The 12,908-nt window shown below is 59.6% G+C and carries 14 protein-coding genes; 7 read left to right on the forward strand and 7 right to left on the reverse strand.

Annotation, left to right across the window (positions count from 1 at the left end; all coding sequences use genetic code 11):
• Positions 1–55: 55 nt before the first annotated feature.
• The 4 genes from LF252_RS11360 to LF252_RS11375 all read right to left on the reverse strand — a co-directional run bounded on the left by LF252_RS11360 (position 56) and on the right by LF252_RS11375 (position 2,686).
• Entirely contained in the window at positions 56–319 is a 264-nt protein-coding gene (locus LF252_RS11360; protein ID WP_226269714.1) for a hypothetical protein, read from the reverse strand.
• A 111-nt stretch (positions 320–430) separates the two neighbouring features.
• A complete protein-coding gene (locus tag LF252_RS11365) occupies positions 431–1,435 on the reverse strand; it encodes a zinc-binding dehydrogenase (RefSeq protein WP_226269715.1) in 1,005 nt (334 codons plus the stop codon).
• A gap of 33 nt (positions 1,436–1,468) precedes the next feature.
• A complete protein-coding gene (locus LF252_RS11370) occupies positions 1,469–1,876 on the reverse strand; it encodes a thiol-disulfide oxidoreductase DCC family protein (RefSeq protein ID WP_226269716.1) in 408 nt (135 codons plus the stop codon).
• A 51-nt stretch (positions 1,877–1,927) separates the two neighbouring features.
• A complete protein-coding gene (locus tag LF252_RS11375; protein WP_226269717.1) occupies positions 1,928–2,686 on the reverse strand; it encodes a Dph6-related ATP pyrophosphatase in 759 nt (252 codons plus the stop codon).
• 105 nt (positions 2,687–2,791) lie between these two features.
• On the opposite strand from LF252_RS11375, the gene LF252_RS11380 reads away from it, so the two are divergent.
• Positions 2,792–3,112, forward strand: coding sequence for a hypothetical protein (locus LF252_RS11380; RefSeq protein ID WP_226269718.1), 321 nt, complete (start codon positions 2,792–2,794; stop codon positions 3,110–3,112).
• Between the two features lie 90 nt (positions 3,113–3,202).
• On the opposite strand, the gene LF252_RS11385 is transcribed toward LF252_RS11380, so the two are convergent.
• Positions 3,203–3,712: a DUF4126 family protein gene (locus tag LF252_RS11385; protein ID WP_226269719.1), complete on the reverse strand. Its 510-nt coding sequence runs from the start codon at positions 3,710–3,712 to the stop codon at positions 3,203–3,205.
• Between the two features lie 137 nt (positions 3,713–3,849).
• Complete coding sequence (locus LF252_RS11390; RefSeq protein ID WP_226269720.1) at positions 3,850–5,700, reverse strand: DUF885 domain-containing protein; 1,851 nt, start codon at positions 5,698–5,700, stop codon at positions 3,850–3,852.
• A 197-nt stretch (positions 5,701–5,897) separates the two neighbouring features.
• On the opposite strand from LF252_RS11390, the gene LF252_RS11395 reads away from it, so the two are divergent.
• Positions 5,898–6,614, forward strand: coding sequence for a 3-ketoacyl-ACP reductase (locus tag LF252_RS11395; RefSeq protein WP_226269721.1), 717 nt, complete (start codon positions 5,898–5,900; stop codon positions 6,612–6,614).
• Between the two features lie 166 nt (positions 6,615–6,780).
• Here LF252_RS11395 and LF252_RS11400 read toward each other — a convergent pair whose 3' ends face one another.
• The gene (locus tag LF252_RS11400; protein ID WP_226269722.1) at positions 6,781–8,454 is read right to left on the reverse strand and encodes an ABC transporter substrate-binding protein; all 1,674 of its coding nucleotides are present in this window, start codon (positions 8,452–8,454) and stop codon (positions 6,781–6,783) included.
• An 84-nt stretch (positions 8,455–8,538) separates the two neighbouring features.
• Here LF252_RS11400 and LF252_RS11405 point away from each other — a divergent pair, with 84 nt between their 5' ends.
• The 5 genes from LF252_RS11405 (at position 8,539) to dapB (ending at position 12,759) form a co-directional block, all read left to right on the forward strand.
• Positions 8,539–9,216: a metal-dependent hydrolase gene (locus LF252_RS11405; RefSeq protein WP_226269723.1), complete on the forward strand. Its 678-nt coding sequence runs from the start codon at positions 8,539–8,541 to the stop codon at positions 9,214–9,216.
• A 94-nt stretch (positions 9,217–9,310) separates the two neighbouring features.
• Positions 9,311–10,123, forward strand: a complete 813-nt coding sequence (locus tag LF252_RS11410; RefSeq protein WP_226269724.1) for a ParA family protein — start codon at positions 9,311–9,313, stop codon at positions 10,121–10,123.
• A 217-nt stretch (positions 10,124–10,340) separates the two neighbouring features.
• Complete coding sequence (locus LF252_RS11415; protein WP_226269725.1) at positions 10,341–11,291, forward strand: ParB/RepB/Spo0J family partition protein; 951 nt, start codon at positions 10,341–10,343, stop codon at positions 11,289–11,291.
• A gap of 48 nt (positions 11,292–11,339) precedes the next feature.
• The gene (locus LF252_RS11420; RefSeq protein WP_226269726.1) at positions 11,340–11,981 is read left to right on the forward strand and encodes a DUF5683 domain-containing protein; all 642 of its coding nucleotides are present in this window, start codon (positions 11,340–11,342) and stop codon (positions 11,979–11,981) included.
• A 58-nt stretch (positions 11,982–12,039) separates the two neighbouring features.
• Positions 12,040–12,759: a 4-hydroxy-tetrahydrodipicolinate reductase gene (dapB, locus tag LF252_RS11425; RefSeq protein ID WP_226269727.1), complete on the forward strand. Its 720-nt coding sequence runs from the start codon at positions 12,040–12,042 to the stop codon at positions 12,757–12,759.
• The last annotated feature ends 149 nt before the right edge of the window (positions 12,760–12,908 follow it).

The raw sequence follows: 12,908 nt of genomic DNA on the forward strand, positions 1-12,908 counted from the left end.
TTTGTTGCCCGATACGGTAGGCAATAAACCAGCGGCTTTGCTAGTATACGGGCCGTTAAGCCGCTATTTCGGTGGGCGCATATAGAGGCACAACCGGCGCTTCAGGAGTAGCAGGTACCGGCGGGTACTGTTGGGCTGAACCACTCCGGCGCAGGGCCCGCATCAGCAGGTACTTATATTTCTCAGCGTCGGCCAAGGCGGCTTCTACGGCGCGCAGGGCGTCGTCGTACGCTACAACGGGCACCGATTCGGCTGCTTCACCGGTGGGGTACGACAGCTCAAAAACCGGACAGGCAAGATATTCAGCGGGCGTCTTCATAGGAGCAGCAAGTTAGCGTTTTGTTCGTTATAAAGCTAACGATATTAGCACTCCTAAGATTCCAAAACTGGTCCCACTTTTTTGCTTTTTACCGCTAAAAACGCAGAAAACTTACTCCCGTATTTTTAGCACCAGCTTCCCAAACTGTAAGCCATCAGCCATCCGACGCAGCGCCTGTTCGCCGTCAGCCAGCGGGAAGGTTTCGTCGATAACGGGCTGGATGTGGTGTTGCTCAAACAGGTTGACCATACCCGTAAAATCCTGGGGCGTGCCCATGGTGGAACCCAGCAGAGAAAGTTGCTTCCAGAACACCTTGCGCGCGGCCAGCTCAGGAATGTCGCCGTGGGTGGCACCATAGAACACAATGCGCCCGCCGGGGTTGGCGGCGTCTATCAGGTCGTTGAAGCCGGGGCCGGCGGCGCTGTCTAGCACCACATCAAAGCCGCCGCCGATTTGCTTGGTGAGCGTGGCCGGCCACTTCTCGGCTTTATAGCTGATGCCGCCTTTTGCGCCTAGCTCTACAGCTCGGTTGATTTTCTCTTCCGAGTTGGAGGTTACCCATACCTCGGCTCCTACTGCCACGGCCATTTGCAGCGCCAACAGGGCTACACCGCCTCCTACCCCGCTAATCAGCACCCGCTCACCAGCCTGCAAATTGGCCCGCGTGAAAAGGGCCCGGTACGCGGTAAGGCCGCCCAATGGCAACGTAGCCGCCGCCTCAAAGCTCAGGTATTCGGGTTTGGCTCGCACGTACTCGGCCGGCACGCACACGTACTCGGCAAACGTGCCATCCTGGGGTAGCCCCAGAATCTGGAACTCGCGGCCCTGGGCGGCGGGATTGGAGCCCCAGTGGTGGCCGGGGTTGATGATGACGGCCTGTTCAAGTAAGCTGGCATCTACGCCGGCCCCCAGGGCCGTTACCACGCCGGCCCCATCGGACCCTAGGATGATCGGAAACTTCAGCCCGGCGTACTGCCCCTTCTGAATCCAGACGTCGCGGTGGTTGAGGGCGGCGGCCTGGAGGAGCACCTGCACTTGGCCGGGGCCAGGCTGAGGGGTGGGAACTTCCTGTAAAACGGCGGGCTGATCGATACCAGCCAGAACGAGAGCGTGCATGCTGTGGGGGAAAGGTGAGAGAAAGTAGAAAGTCTATAGAAACCGAGCCCGGAGCTCAGGGGTGGGTAGCCAGCAGGCCTCCTGCCGGCCAAACCAGCGGTATCGGTGCCGGGCAATAAGCCGGTATACGGCATCCCGCAACCGGCGCGGCACCAGCAGCCCCAGCCCGGCCAGCCACCACCAGCCACCACCCAGCCCACGCAGAATGTGCAGCGCCGCGGCCGAGTGCGTGTAGGCCTGCCCCCCCATCACCAGCACTACGGAGTCGGGCTCGGTGGGCGTGGGCAGCTGGTATTGCCGCAATATTGCCTGCCCCTCTTCGGACTGCAAGGCCGCAAACCGAAACCGGCCAGCCGCATCGTGGCGGATGATGAACTGCACAAACCCGTTGCACAGGTTGCATACCCCATCGAAGAGAATAATGGCCGACGCATCGGGCATAAGCGAGTGAGTTGGAACTGGTATAGGGACTGCCAAACCACTCCAAATGTTTCAGGAAGCCGTTTCAGCCACGGGTAGCAGGTCGCAGTACCAGAAGCCGGTATCAAAGGGTTTAGGTTGGGCTTCCGCACTATCATCAGGGGTGCACACAGTACTGCTGCTAGTGGGGGCGGCGTACGTTCGGCGCACGATGTCGCCCCGCTCAAACGGGATGGGGCCGCTGAAATAAGGCGCGTCGTACACGAAGCTGTGGTACTCGCCGTTTTCGCCGCAGCTGTCTACGCCGGGCGGCAGGTCGCGCAGGAACTCGGCATCTAGCTCCCGCCCGCAGAAGCTTTGGTCGAGGTATTTCTCATTCACGCACACCACCACGGCCCGAAAGCCCAGCTCCAGATACTCGTGTAGTAGCTCGGCATTGGGCCGTTGCCAGAGCGGAAATATGGCCTCCAGCCCTACCTGGGCCAGCTGCTTTTCGCGGTATTGGCGCAGGTCTTCCAGGTAAATATCCCCGAAGATGCCGGCTTGCACTTCCCGGGCCAGTAACGGGGCCAGCGTAGCCCGCATCCGGGTTTCGTACTCGGCCATATCGGGCATTTCGGGTAGCTCCAGCTTGGTGAGGGGCAGCCCAATCCGGCCCGCTTGCGCTTCCAGCAGCTCTACCCGCACCCCATGCATGGATACGCGGCCGTAATGCGCGTTTACACTGGTAAGCAGATCGGTAACGGTTAGGGCGGGGTTGCGCAGGGCGTGGTACAGGGCCAGGGCCGAGTCTTTGCCCCCGCTCCAGTTCATAACGGCAGGTGTAGGCATGGCTCAAATGTAGAGGCGAAACCCGGCGCCCCAAGCCGGCGCGTAACCGCAAGCCAGTTGGGTACGTTTGTCTGCAAAAGCCTACTCATTCCTACTCCTTGCACAATGAAACGCCTTCTCACCTTCGCACTGGCTGCGGCCCTCACCACGGCTTTTTCGGCCTGCGACTATAATAATACCCCCGGCAAAGACCCCCAAGCCAGCCAGGACTTCACCAACGCTCCAAAGGCCCGTGCTACCGAAACCAACCTCGACAGCATCAGCAACGGGGAAGAGGCGCACACGCCCATCGGTACCGGCTCGGCGGCCGACCAAAAAACCTCTACGGATGCCGCGCTGGAAGGCACGCCAAACAGCCCTAGCTCACCTGCCACCACCATGCCATCCAACTCTGCGGAAGGCAACGCCTCGACTCGCGAGCAATAAGCTTTCCGGTTTTAAATACAGTAAAAAAGGCCATTCGATACGTATCGAATGGCCTTTTCTGCTAGATGCAGCTGACTGATTCCTTACTTTCTACAATGCCCAGCGTTTTGGTTCCGGCTCACCGGCGTGGGTTCCTTTGGTAAGCGCCAGCCCGGAGCCTAGCGTGAGCAAATCCTCCAAACCACCCACCAAGCTACTCGGTAAGCCGGATTCCTCAGTGGCCTTCTTACGCAGGAAAAAGCTGAGATAAGTACCCGCCACGGCCGCCAGCCCGCCGAGCAGGGCACCGCGCCACTGGTTGTCGTGGTTGATGCGGTAGAGCGTGGCTCCTACCAGCGCCCCGGCAGCGGCCCGACCCAACAGCGGCGTTGCGTCGATACGGTCGGGAGCCTGCGGCAGCTTGTCGCCCACTGCTTCGCCGGCGGCTAGCAGTTTCAGGCCGTGCGCTACCAGGGGCTTTTGCAGCAGCCGAAGCGGGGAGCCCGCCAGGGCCCGCGGATGATAGGTAAGCAGGTTGCTGCTGAGCAGCGCTGGGGCCGTCATGCTCCGGAACCCGGCCAAAGCACCCAGCCCAACCGTTTGCCATTGATGTTTGCTCATATTTAAGTCAGGGAAGAGGCGTTTACAAGTTTCTTCGTTAAACGGTTGAGCTCCTACAAAGGGCTAAATCCGCAACAAAAAAGGCCCGCAACACAAGGCTGCGGACCTTTTCCAAGAAGTCAGTAAACGGCTCCGTATTATTTCTGCGTAGCTGCCCAAGCGTCCATCTTGCGCTCCAGTACAGCCAAGGGCATTACGCCATCCTTCAGCAGCTCATCGTGGAAGTCGCTGATGCGGAAATGGCTGCGGTTCTGGCCGGCATACTTCTCGCGTAGCTTATCGGAGTGGGCCCCTAGCTGCTGCTCGTATTTCTGGCGCAGCTCCCGGATTTTCAGGGCCCCGATTTTGTAGCTCAGGGCCTGGCCCGGAATGGCCATGTACCGCTCAATTTCGGCGGTGGCGCCCTCTTCGCTGATGGCCTCGTTATCGAGCATGTACTGAATGGCCTGCTCGCGGGTCATGTTTTTGGAGTGCATACCCACGTCCACCACCAGGCGCACGGCGCGGTGCATCTCGTCGCCCAGCGCGCCCATGTACTGGTAGGGGTCGGTGTAGAGGCCCAGCTCCTTACCCAGGCTCTCGGTGTAGAGGGCCCAGCCTTCACCCATAGCCCCGTACCAGGCAAAGCGCCGGAACTTGGGCAGCTCGGTGTTTTCCTGCTGCAGAGAAATCTGGTAGTGGTGGCCCGGAATGGCCTCGTGCAGGAACAACGACTCCATGCCCGAAGTAACGTTGAACTTGGTGGCGTCCAGAATGGGGATGTAGAAGATACCGGGGCGGGAGCCGTCGGGGCTGCCCTGGTTGTACTCGGCCGAGGCCGAGGCCGCCCGGAAGGCTTCCGTCTGGCGAATCTCGAAGGGAGTTTTAGGCGTGCGCCCGAACATCTTTTTCAGGTTGGGCTGCATTTTGGCCTGAATGGCCCGGAAAGCGCCCAGTACTTCCTCGGGCGTTTTGTAGGGCATCAGCTTGGGGTCGGTTTTCAGGGAGGCGAAGAAGGCCTTCAGGTCGCCCTTAAAGCCCACCTGCGCTTTCACCTTCTCCATTTCCTGCCGGATGCGGGCCACTTCCTTCTGGCCGGTCTGGTAGATTTCCTCCGGCGTTTTGTCGGTGGTCGTCCACGTTTTCACGTAGTACTTGTAGATTTCCGGGCCGCCAGGAATGGCCGAAATGCCGGTGCTGGGGCGGGCTTTGAGCAGGTATTCCTGCTCCAGGAAGTCGCCGAGCTTTTTGTAGGTGGGCACCAGCTCCTCCAGAATGGCCTTCTGGTAGGCGGCCGTGATGCGCTGCTTCTCGGCGTCGCTCAGGCCCGCGGGCAGCTTATTGATGGGGCCGTAGAACAGGCTCTTGGTGGCATCCTGGGTTTCCATGGCCCGCATCTGCGGAATCATCTTCACCACCAGTGCCTTGGGCAGCACCACGCCGGCCTTCATGCCCTGGCGGAAGTTACTGATGGCCGTATCGGCCCACACCGAAAAGCCTTTTACGCGGCCCAGCCAGTTGTCGTAATCCTTGGCCGTTTTGAAGGGCTGCACTCCTTCGCCGGAGCCATACTGCCCCATGCTGATGGGCAGGCCCCAGAACTGCTGAAACGGAATCATCCAGGTATTCAGCTTCAGGCCTTCCAGCTTGTTCTGCAGGTCGTATTCGAAGATGTCGTAGCTGATTTTATCGTTGGCCGTCAGCTCCTCCCGGTTGAACTTATGCAGGCCGTCGAGGTAGCGCTGGTAGAAGCTTTGGAGCTTGTTGCGGAAGGCCTTGGTGCCGTCGTTGGGCAGCTGGTCGTTGTAGCGGTTGTCGCCCTGGGTGGTGGCTTCCAGCGGGAACAGCCGGGCGTTTTCTTCCCAGTAGGCGTCGAACAGGGTGGGCAGGTCTTTCACGTCGGCCAGGTTGGTTTCGGTGGCCGCGCCGGTTTCGGCGGTGTTTTTTTGCTGGTTGCAGCCGGCCAGCAGTGCCCCGGCCAGCAGACCGGTGAGGGCAAGTTTTTTCATGGGAAAAGGAGAAGTATATCCAGGGGGAGAAAGATAAGCAGGTTTTGCACGTGGCTGTCATTCCGACCGCAGGGAGGAATCTGAGTTTACTATCTGAATACGTTGACCCAGATTCCTCCCTGCGGTCGGAATGACGGCTCTAACCTTTCCCGGGAAATCCGGTTATACCCACTCTCCTATTCAACTTACCCCAACTCATGGAAAATCTGACTGGCAAAACGGCCCTGGTAACGGGCGCCGGCAAAGGCATTGGCCGGGCCGTGGCCGTGGCTCTGGCCAAAGAAGGCGCGCGCGTGGCCCTGCTGGCCCGCACCGAAACGCAGCTGCAGGACGTAGCCCGCGAAATTGAAGCCCAGGGCGGCCAGGCCGTGGTGGTTACCGCCAACGTAGCCGACCGCGCCGCCGTGGAAGCCGCCGTGCAGCAGGCCCTCGGCCAGCTCGGCACTATTGATATTCTCATCAACAACGCCGGGATTGGCACCTTCGCTAAGGTGGTGGACATGGACCCCGAGGAGTGGGAAAACATTATCCGGGTGAACCTGCTGGGCGCGTATTACGTGACGCGCGCCGTGCTGCCCCAGATGCTGGAGCGTCAGACCGGCGACATCATCAACGTGGCCAGCACCGCCGGCCAGCGCGGCGCTGCCACCACCAGCGCCTACAGCGCCTCCAAATTCGGCCTGCTGGGCTTCACCGAGTCCCTGATGCAGGAGGTGCGCAAGCAGAACATCCGCGTTTCGGCCCTCACGCCCAGCACCGTCGCCACCGAGCTGGCCGTGAGCAACAACCTCACCGACGGCAACCCCGACAAGGTGATGCAGCCCGAGGACATTGCCGAAATCATCGTCAGCCAGCTCAAACTCAACCGCCGCATCTTCATTAAAGAAGCCGGCATGTGGAGCACGAACCCGTAGTTGTCATTGCGAGCAGAGCGAAGCAATCCTTCCTTCACCCTGCCCTACACCCAGAAGTAATAGAAAGCCCCTGGCGCCAGCACGGACGTCAGGGGCTTTCTATTACTTCTGGGTGTAGGGCAGGGTGAAGGAAGGATTGCTTCGTCGTGCCTCGTCGCAATGACGGTTACTGTTTCTTCACCCGCTCCAGCACCAGCTGGTTCATGGGGTTGGGGGTGAGGCCCTGCACGTTGTTCTGGGTGAGGCGCACTACTTCGTCGTAGTACACGGCAATGACCGGGCACTCCTCGGTTACCAGGCGGTCCATTTGCTGGTAGAGGGCGTAACGTTTGTCGGCGTCCTGCTCCAGCTTGGCCTGCTGATAGAGCTGGTCGTAGGCGGGGCGCTTGAAGTGGGTTTTGTTGGGGCCGGCCGGGGCGAAGTTGGGGCTGTAGAACAGGGCCAGGTAGTTTTCGGCGTCGGGGTAGTCGCCCAGCCAGCTGCGAGTGAAGAAGGCGGCGCGGCCGTTGTCAATCATTTCGCCGTGGGCCGCGCCCTGGTTCACGTCAATTTCCACCTGTACGCCCACTTCGGCCCACTTTTTCTGGTAGTACTCACAGAACTCCTTGCTCTCGGCCACCGTGTTCAGGCGCAGGCGCAGGGGCTTGCCGGGGCCGTAGCCGGCGGCGCGCAGCAGCTGCCGGGCCTTTTCGGGCTGGTAGGTGTAGCCGGGCACCTTTTCGGCGCTGAACGAGGGCAGCGAGGCCGGCACAAAGCCCGAGTTGCCGGGCTTGCCCACGTTGTTCAGGAAGTAGGCCAGAAACTCGGGCTTGTTGAGGGCGTAGTTCAGGGCCTGGCGCACGCGCTTGTCCTGCAGGGCTTTGCCGGTCGTGAGGTTGTCGCCGCGCAGATTGGTGAGGTCCTGCTGCATGCCCAGGTACTCGGTGTTCAGGTAGGGCACCTTCTGCAGCCGGAACTTGCCCTTGAAATCCTCGCGCACGGTGCCGTCGGGGTACATGATCAGGTCGCGGGAGCCCGAGCGGATACCGCTCAGGAAATCCAGCTTGCCCTGCATAAAGGTCAGGAACTCCGTTTTGCGGTCCTGGATAAAGCTGATCTGCACGGCATCCAGGTAGGGCAGCCGCTGGCCCCGGGCGTCCGTTTTCCAGTAGGTGGGGTTGCGGTGGTAGATGATGGCGTTGCCCTCGTCCCACTCCTTGAACCGGAACGGACCCGTGCCCACCGGGTGTTCCCGGAAGTCCTTGCCCCACTTCTGCACCGCCTCCCGCGGCACCACGTAGGCGTAGGGCATCGTCAGAATCCCTAAGAACGGGATAAACGGTTCCTGCAGATGAATGCGCAGCGTGGAGTCATTCACGGCCACGAAGCAGGTATCCGAAGGCTCTCCGTCGGCCTTCTCCAGCACCTTGCCCCGAAAAATCCAGCCACCGGGGCTGGCCGTGGCCCCGTCCAGCAGCCGCCGGAACGAGTACACGAAATCCTGGGCCGTGACGCGTCGCCCTTTGCCGCCGGGGAACACCTCCGAGTCGTGGAAGCGCACATCGGGCCGGAGCGTGAAGGTGTAGCGGCGGCCGTCGGGGCTGATGTCGTAGCGCTGGGCCACCGAGGGACCGGGCTTGAGGCTGTCGTCGAGTTCCACCAAGCCGTTATAGAGCTGGGTCACGGCCCAAGTGTTGGCCTGGTTGCGGGCGAAGGCCGGGTCCAGGGAAGTCAGGCTTTCGGGCTGGTTGTAGCGGAATACCCGGCGGGCGTCGGTAGCCGGCCCCTGCTCAGCACAAGCCGCCAGCAAACCAAGCAATAACGGAGCAAAACCAACAATATGGCGCGAAAACGGGAACATGGGAACGGCGAAACAATGTATATTTGCAAAGGTATCCCATCCGGGGTTTGTAGCCCACTGGCTACCTGCTCCGCTCTGTTTTCTATGACGCTGACTTACTACGGCCACGCGTGCTTCCTGCTGGAAGCCGGCGGCAGCAAAGTGCTTTTCGACCCCTTCATCCGGCCTAACCCGCTGGCAAAAGACGTTGATGTTGACGCCATTGCCGCCGACTATATCCTCATCACCCACGGCCACGGCGACCATGTGGCCGACGCTGAAGAAATTGGCAAACGCACCGGCGCGCAGGTAGTAGCCATTGCCGAAATAGCCGGCTGGTTTGAGCAGAAGGGCCTGAAAACCGTGGGCATGAACCTGGGTGGCACTCTGCAGCTGCCCTTCGGTAGCGTAACCATGGTAGCAGCCGCCCATTCCAGCTCCCTGCCCGATGGCTCGTATGGGGGCGTTGCCGCCGGCTATATTGTGAAGGCTGAGGGTAAAACCTTCTACTTCGCCGGCGACACGGCCCTTACCTACGACATGAAACTCATTGGGGAGCGGTATACGCTGGATCTGGTCATCCTGCCCATCGGCGACCATTACACCATGGGCGTGGACGATGCGCTGGTAGCCGCCGATTGGGTTGGGACCACCAAAATCATCGGCATGCACTACGATTCTTTCCCGGTAATTGCCATCAACCACGACAAGGCCAGAGAGAAGGCCACGAAAGCCGGAAAAGAGTTAGTATTGCTGGCCATCGGCGAAAGTGCTTCGCTATAACCAAAGCCGTGCACCAACGGCTTCTTTCCCTTTCTTGCATTACATTGAGATAAGCTAACAGCTCACTGCTAGTAGCCAACAGCTTCCAAACCACATGGGCAAAATTATTGCGGTAGCCAACCAAAAGGGTGGGGTCGGCAAAACCACCTCCTCGATTAACCTCGCGGCCTCCCTGGCGGCGCTGGAGTATCGGACCCTGCTCGTGGATGCCGACCCGCAGGCCAACGCCACCTCCGGCGTAGGCTTCGACCCGAAGGACATTCAGAACAGCATTTATGAGTGCATGGTGGATGGCATCAACGCCCAGGATATCATCCTGCAAACCACCCTGCTCCCCCACCTCGACCTGATGCCCTCCCACATTGACCTGGTAGGCGCTGAGGTGGAGATGATCAATCTGCCCAACCGGGAGGAGAAGATGAAGGATGCGCTGCGGCCCCTGGCCGATCAGTACGACTTTATCATTATCGACTGTTCCCCGTCGCTGGGCCTGATTACGGTGAATGCTCTCACGGCTGCGCACTCGGTTATCATTCCAGTGCAGTGCGAGTACTTCGCGCTTGAAGGCTTGGGCAAGCTGCTCAACACCGTCAAAATCATCCAGAGCCGCCTGAACGAGGAGCTGGAAATTGAGGGCATCCTACTCACGATGTACGACGTGCGCCTGCGCCTAAGCAACCAAGTAGTGGAGGAAGTAAAGCTGCACTTCCAGCAGCTGGTGTTCGATACCATCATTCCCCGCAACGTAAAACTGTCGGAGTCGCCGAGCTTTGGTATTCCGGTTATCCTGCACGATGCCGAAAGCAAAGGCAGCCTGAGCTACCTCAACTTGGCTCGGGAGATAGTGGAGAAGAACATTGAGGCCGCCGGTGAGCCGGAGCAGGCCACCGAGGACACTGCAGCGTAGAACAGTAAGGCCGGCGAATTTCGCCGGCCTTTTTTGTTCGCTGCCCTCACCCACTACTCCATTATAGCAGCGCCTACGTTGGCTGGTATGCATTAGGGCTCACTATGTTCCACGATTTTTTATTTACGTGGAACAAAATTCGGCGGCATCCCGGGCGTTTGTGTATTTTTGAATCCGGCTCTCATCCTTACGGTACTGATGCGAGCGGCTTGCAGGTATGTCTGAGAAAAACGAAGAGAAGAATATTCCGGCGGCAGCTGCGGCGGCGCCCAAGCGCAAGATTGGCGGGCTGGGCCGAGGACTAAATGCCCTGATTGAAGGCAGCTACGAGAAGAAGAGCGAACGGCTGGGCCTGGTGCCTCACCCCGTAAACTCCGTGGGCCTGATTCCGGTGGGCCAAATTCAGGCCAACCCTTATCAGCCCCGCACCCACTTCGACCAGGATGCGCTGCAGGAACTGGCTGAAAGCATCAAGATTCAAGGCATCATTCAGCCCGTAACGGTGCGTCAAACCGGCACCAACTCCTACCAGCTCATCAGCGGGGAGCGGCGTTTGCAGGCGTCTAAGCTGGCGGGCCTGGAGTCCATTCCGGCGTATATCCGCAAGGCCGACGACCAGCAGATGCTGGAAATGGCCCTGATTGAGAACATCCAGCGCGAAAATCTCAACGCTATTGAAATTGCCCTCAGCTACCAGCGCCTGGTAAGCGAGTGTAACCTGAAACAGGAAGAATTGGGCGACCGGGTAGGTAAAAACCGCTCTACGGTAACCAACTACCTGCGCCTGCTCAAGCTCCCGCCCGATATTCAGATTGGCCTGCGCGACAGTGTAATTAGCATGGGCCACGCCCGCGCCCTCATCAACATCGACAGCATCGACCAGCAACTGGCCTTATTCCGGCGCATCGTGGCCGAGGATATGTCGGTGCGGCGCGTGGAGCAGCTGGTGCGCAACGGCGGCGCGGCCGAAACCGAGAAGAAGCCCCAGCAGCCCGCTACGCCGGTAGTGCCACCGGCCGAGCTCAAACGCGCCGAGCGTCACCTCTCGGAGCGGTTCGGTAGCCGGGTACTGGTGAAACCCGGCCCCCAGGGTAAAGGCGAAATCAAAATAGCCTTTGATTCAGTAGAAGACATGCAGCGCATCCTGCACATTCTGCAACCAGCCTAGATACTACGGAAAGGCGGAACCTCGTTCCGCCTCTTTCTTTCTTTAGCTATGGCATCTATTCGTATTCTTCCCGTTGTTCTGCTCTGCATTTTGCTGCTGAGCAGCCGGGCAAGCCGGGCCCAAACCGTTACGGCGGGTCCTGATTCCTCGCGGGTGGCGACTAACACCGTAGCCGACTCGCTACGCCGCACGGAAAAGCTGTTCGGTTGGCGCGTAACCCGGCCCAAGAAAGCCGCGCTACTGGCCTTGGTGCTTCCGGGAGCAGGGCAGATATACAACCATCAATATTGGAAGCTGCCACTGGTATATGGCGGCCTGGGCGCCACAGGGTACGGACTAGTTCATTACCAAAGCCGTTACAAGGAATACATCAAAGGGCGTGACTTGTATCTGGCAGCTCAAGGCAAAACCCCTATTAATGAACTGCCGGGCGCGGGCGACCAAGTGAAAAAAGAGCGAAGCGTTGAGAATATTCAGCGTGGCATCGTTTTCTACCGCCGCAACCGGGATACATTTATTGCCTACAACGCACTATTGTATGGTGTTACCATCTTGGATGCCTTAGTAGCCGCCCACCTGCGTGATTTTGATATCAGCGACGACCTGAGCCTGCGGCTGGAGCCGGCTATATTGCCGACTACCACTGCCACTCCTACGGCCGGCCTGGCCCTTTCGCTCCACTTGAGATAACTTGCCCCGGGCTGGCTGCAACCTGCCAGCCCTTGATTACCCGAACTTTCCCGCTCTTATGAAACTCCTGTTGATTGGCTACGGCAAAATGGGCCGCGCCATCGAGGCCCAGGCCATTGCCCGCGGCCACCAGATTGCCGGCATTGTGGACCCCTCCCGCCCCGGCACCCAGATTACCGACTTCACGGCCGCCGAGGCCGATGCTGCCATTGAGTTTACGCACCCTGATGCTGCCTTCCAAAACGTGACGGCCTGCCTGCAGCAAGGCATTCCGGTAGTGTGTGGATCCACGGGCTGGCTGCACCACTTTGGTGAGGCCCAGGCCCTGAGTCAGCAAACTGGCACGCCCCTGTTCTACGCTTCCAACTATAGCGTGGGCGTCAACCTGTTCTTCCACTTCAACGAGTACATAGCCGCCAAAATGCACCAGTTTGGGGGCTACGACGTGCAGGTCCGCGAAATTCACCATACCCAAAAGGTGGATCAGCCCAGTGGCACCGCCCTCACGGCCGCCGAAGGCATCCTGCGGAATTTCCCGGCCAAAACCAGCTGGCGCAACGAGGCAGCCACCGCCCCCCACGAACTGGCTATCCTGTCGGAACGGGAAGGCGCGGTGGTAGGCACTCACATCGTCACGTATTCCTCCCCGGCCGATACCATTGAGCTGAAACACGAAGCCCACACGCGCGACGGGTTTGTGCAAGGGGCGCTGCTGGCGGCCGAGTGGCTGCCCGGTCGCCACGGTGTGTTCGGGATGAAGGATTTGTTAGGACTGTAGGTTGGTGGCCGGATGGTTGTTCTGATTTCCTACCATCCAACTAACAACCACCTAATCACCAATCAACCAGCATTATTTCGCATCTTCCGGCGTTAATCCGGAATGAGGCCGGTAGCATCCGGTTTCCTTACCTTCTGGCCCCTGACTCA

The organism is Hymenobacter pini, from assembly GCF_020421205.1.
Classification (GTDB): Bacteria; Bacteroidota; Bacteroidia; order Cytophagales; family Hymenobacteraceae; genus Hymenobacter; species Hymenobacter pini.

Coding starts and splice junctions, on each gene's coding strand:
- LF252_RS11395 (WP_226269721.1), top strand. CDS start 5,898: ATGGAAAATCTGACTGGCAAAACGGCCCTGGTAACGGGCGCCGGCAAA.
- LF252_RS11380 (WP_226269718.1), top strand. CDS start 2,792: ATGAAACGCCTTCTCACCTTCGCACTGGCTGCGGCCCTCACCACGGCT.
- LF252_RS11375 (WP_226269717.1), bottom strand. CDS start 2,686: ATGCCTACACCTGCCGTTATGAACTGGAGCGGGGGCAAAGACTCGGCC.
- LF252_RS11400 (WP_226269722.1), bottom strand. CDS start 8,454: ATGTTCCCGTTTTCGCGCCATATTGTTGGTTTTGCTCCGTTATTGCTT.
- LF252_RS11360 (WP_226269714.1), bottom strand. CDS start 319: ATGAAGACGCCCGCTGAATATCTTGCCTGTCCGGTTTTTGAGCTGTCG.
- LF252_RS11420 (WP_226269726.1), top strand. CDS start 11,340: ATGGCATCTATTCGTATTCTTCCCGTTGTTCTGCTCTGCATTTTGCTG.
- LF252_RS11370 (WP_226269716.1), bottom strand. CDS start 1,876: ATGCCCGATGCGTCGGCCATTATTCTCTTCGATGGGGTATGCAACCTG.
- LF252_RS11415 (WP_226269725.1), top strand. CDS start 10,341: ATGTCTGAGAAAAACGAAGAGAAGAATATTCCGGCGGCAGCTGCGGCG.
- LF252_RS11405 (WP_226269723.1), top strand. CDS start 8,539: ATGACGCTGACTTACTACGGCCACGCGTGCTTCCTGCTGGAAGCCGGC.
- LF252_RS11390 (WP_226269720.1), bottom strand. CDS start 5,700: ATGAAAAAACTTGCCCTCACCGGTCTGCTGGCCGGGGCACTGCTGGCC.
- LF252_RS11410 (WP_226269724.1), top strand. CDS start 9,311: ATGGGCAAAATTATTGCGGTAGCCAACCAAAAGGGTGGGGTCGGCAAA.
- LF252_RS11365 (WP_226269715.1), bottom strand. CDS start 1,435: ATGCACGCTCTCGTTCTGGCTGGTATCGATCAGCCCGCCGTTTTACAG.
- LF252_RS11385 (WP_226269719.1), bottom strand. CDS start 3,712: ATGAGCAAACATCAATGGCAAACGGTTGGGCTGGGTGCTTTGGCCGGG.
- dapB (WP_226269727.1), top strand. CDS start 12,040: ATGAAACTCCTGTTGATTGGCTACGGCAAAATGGGCCGCGCCATCGAG.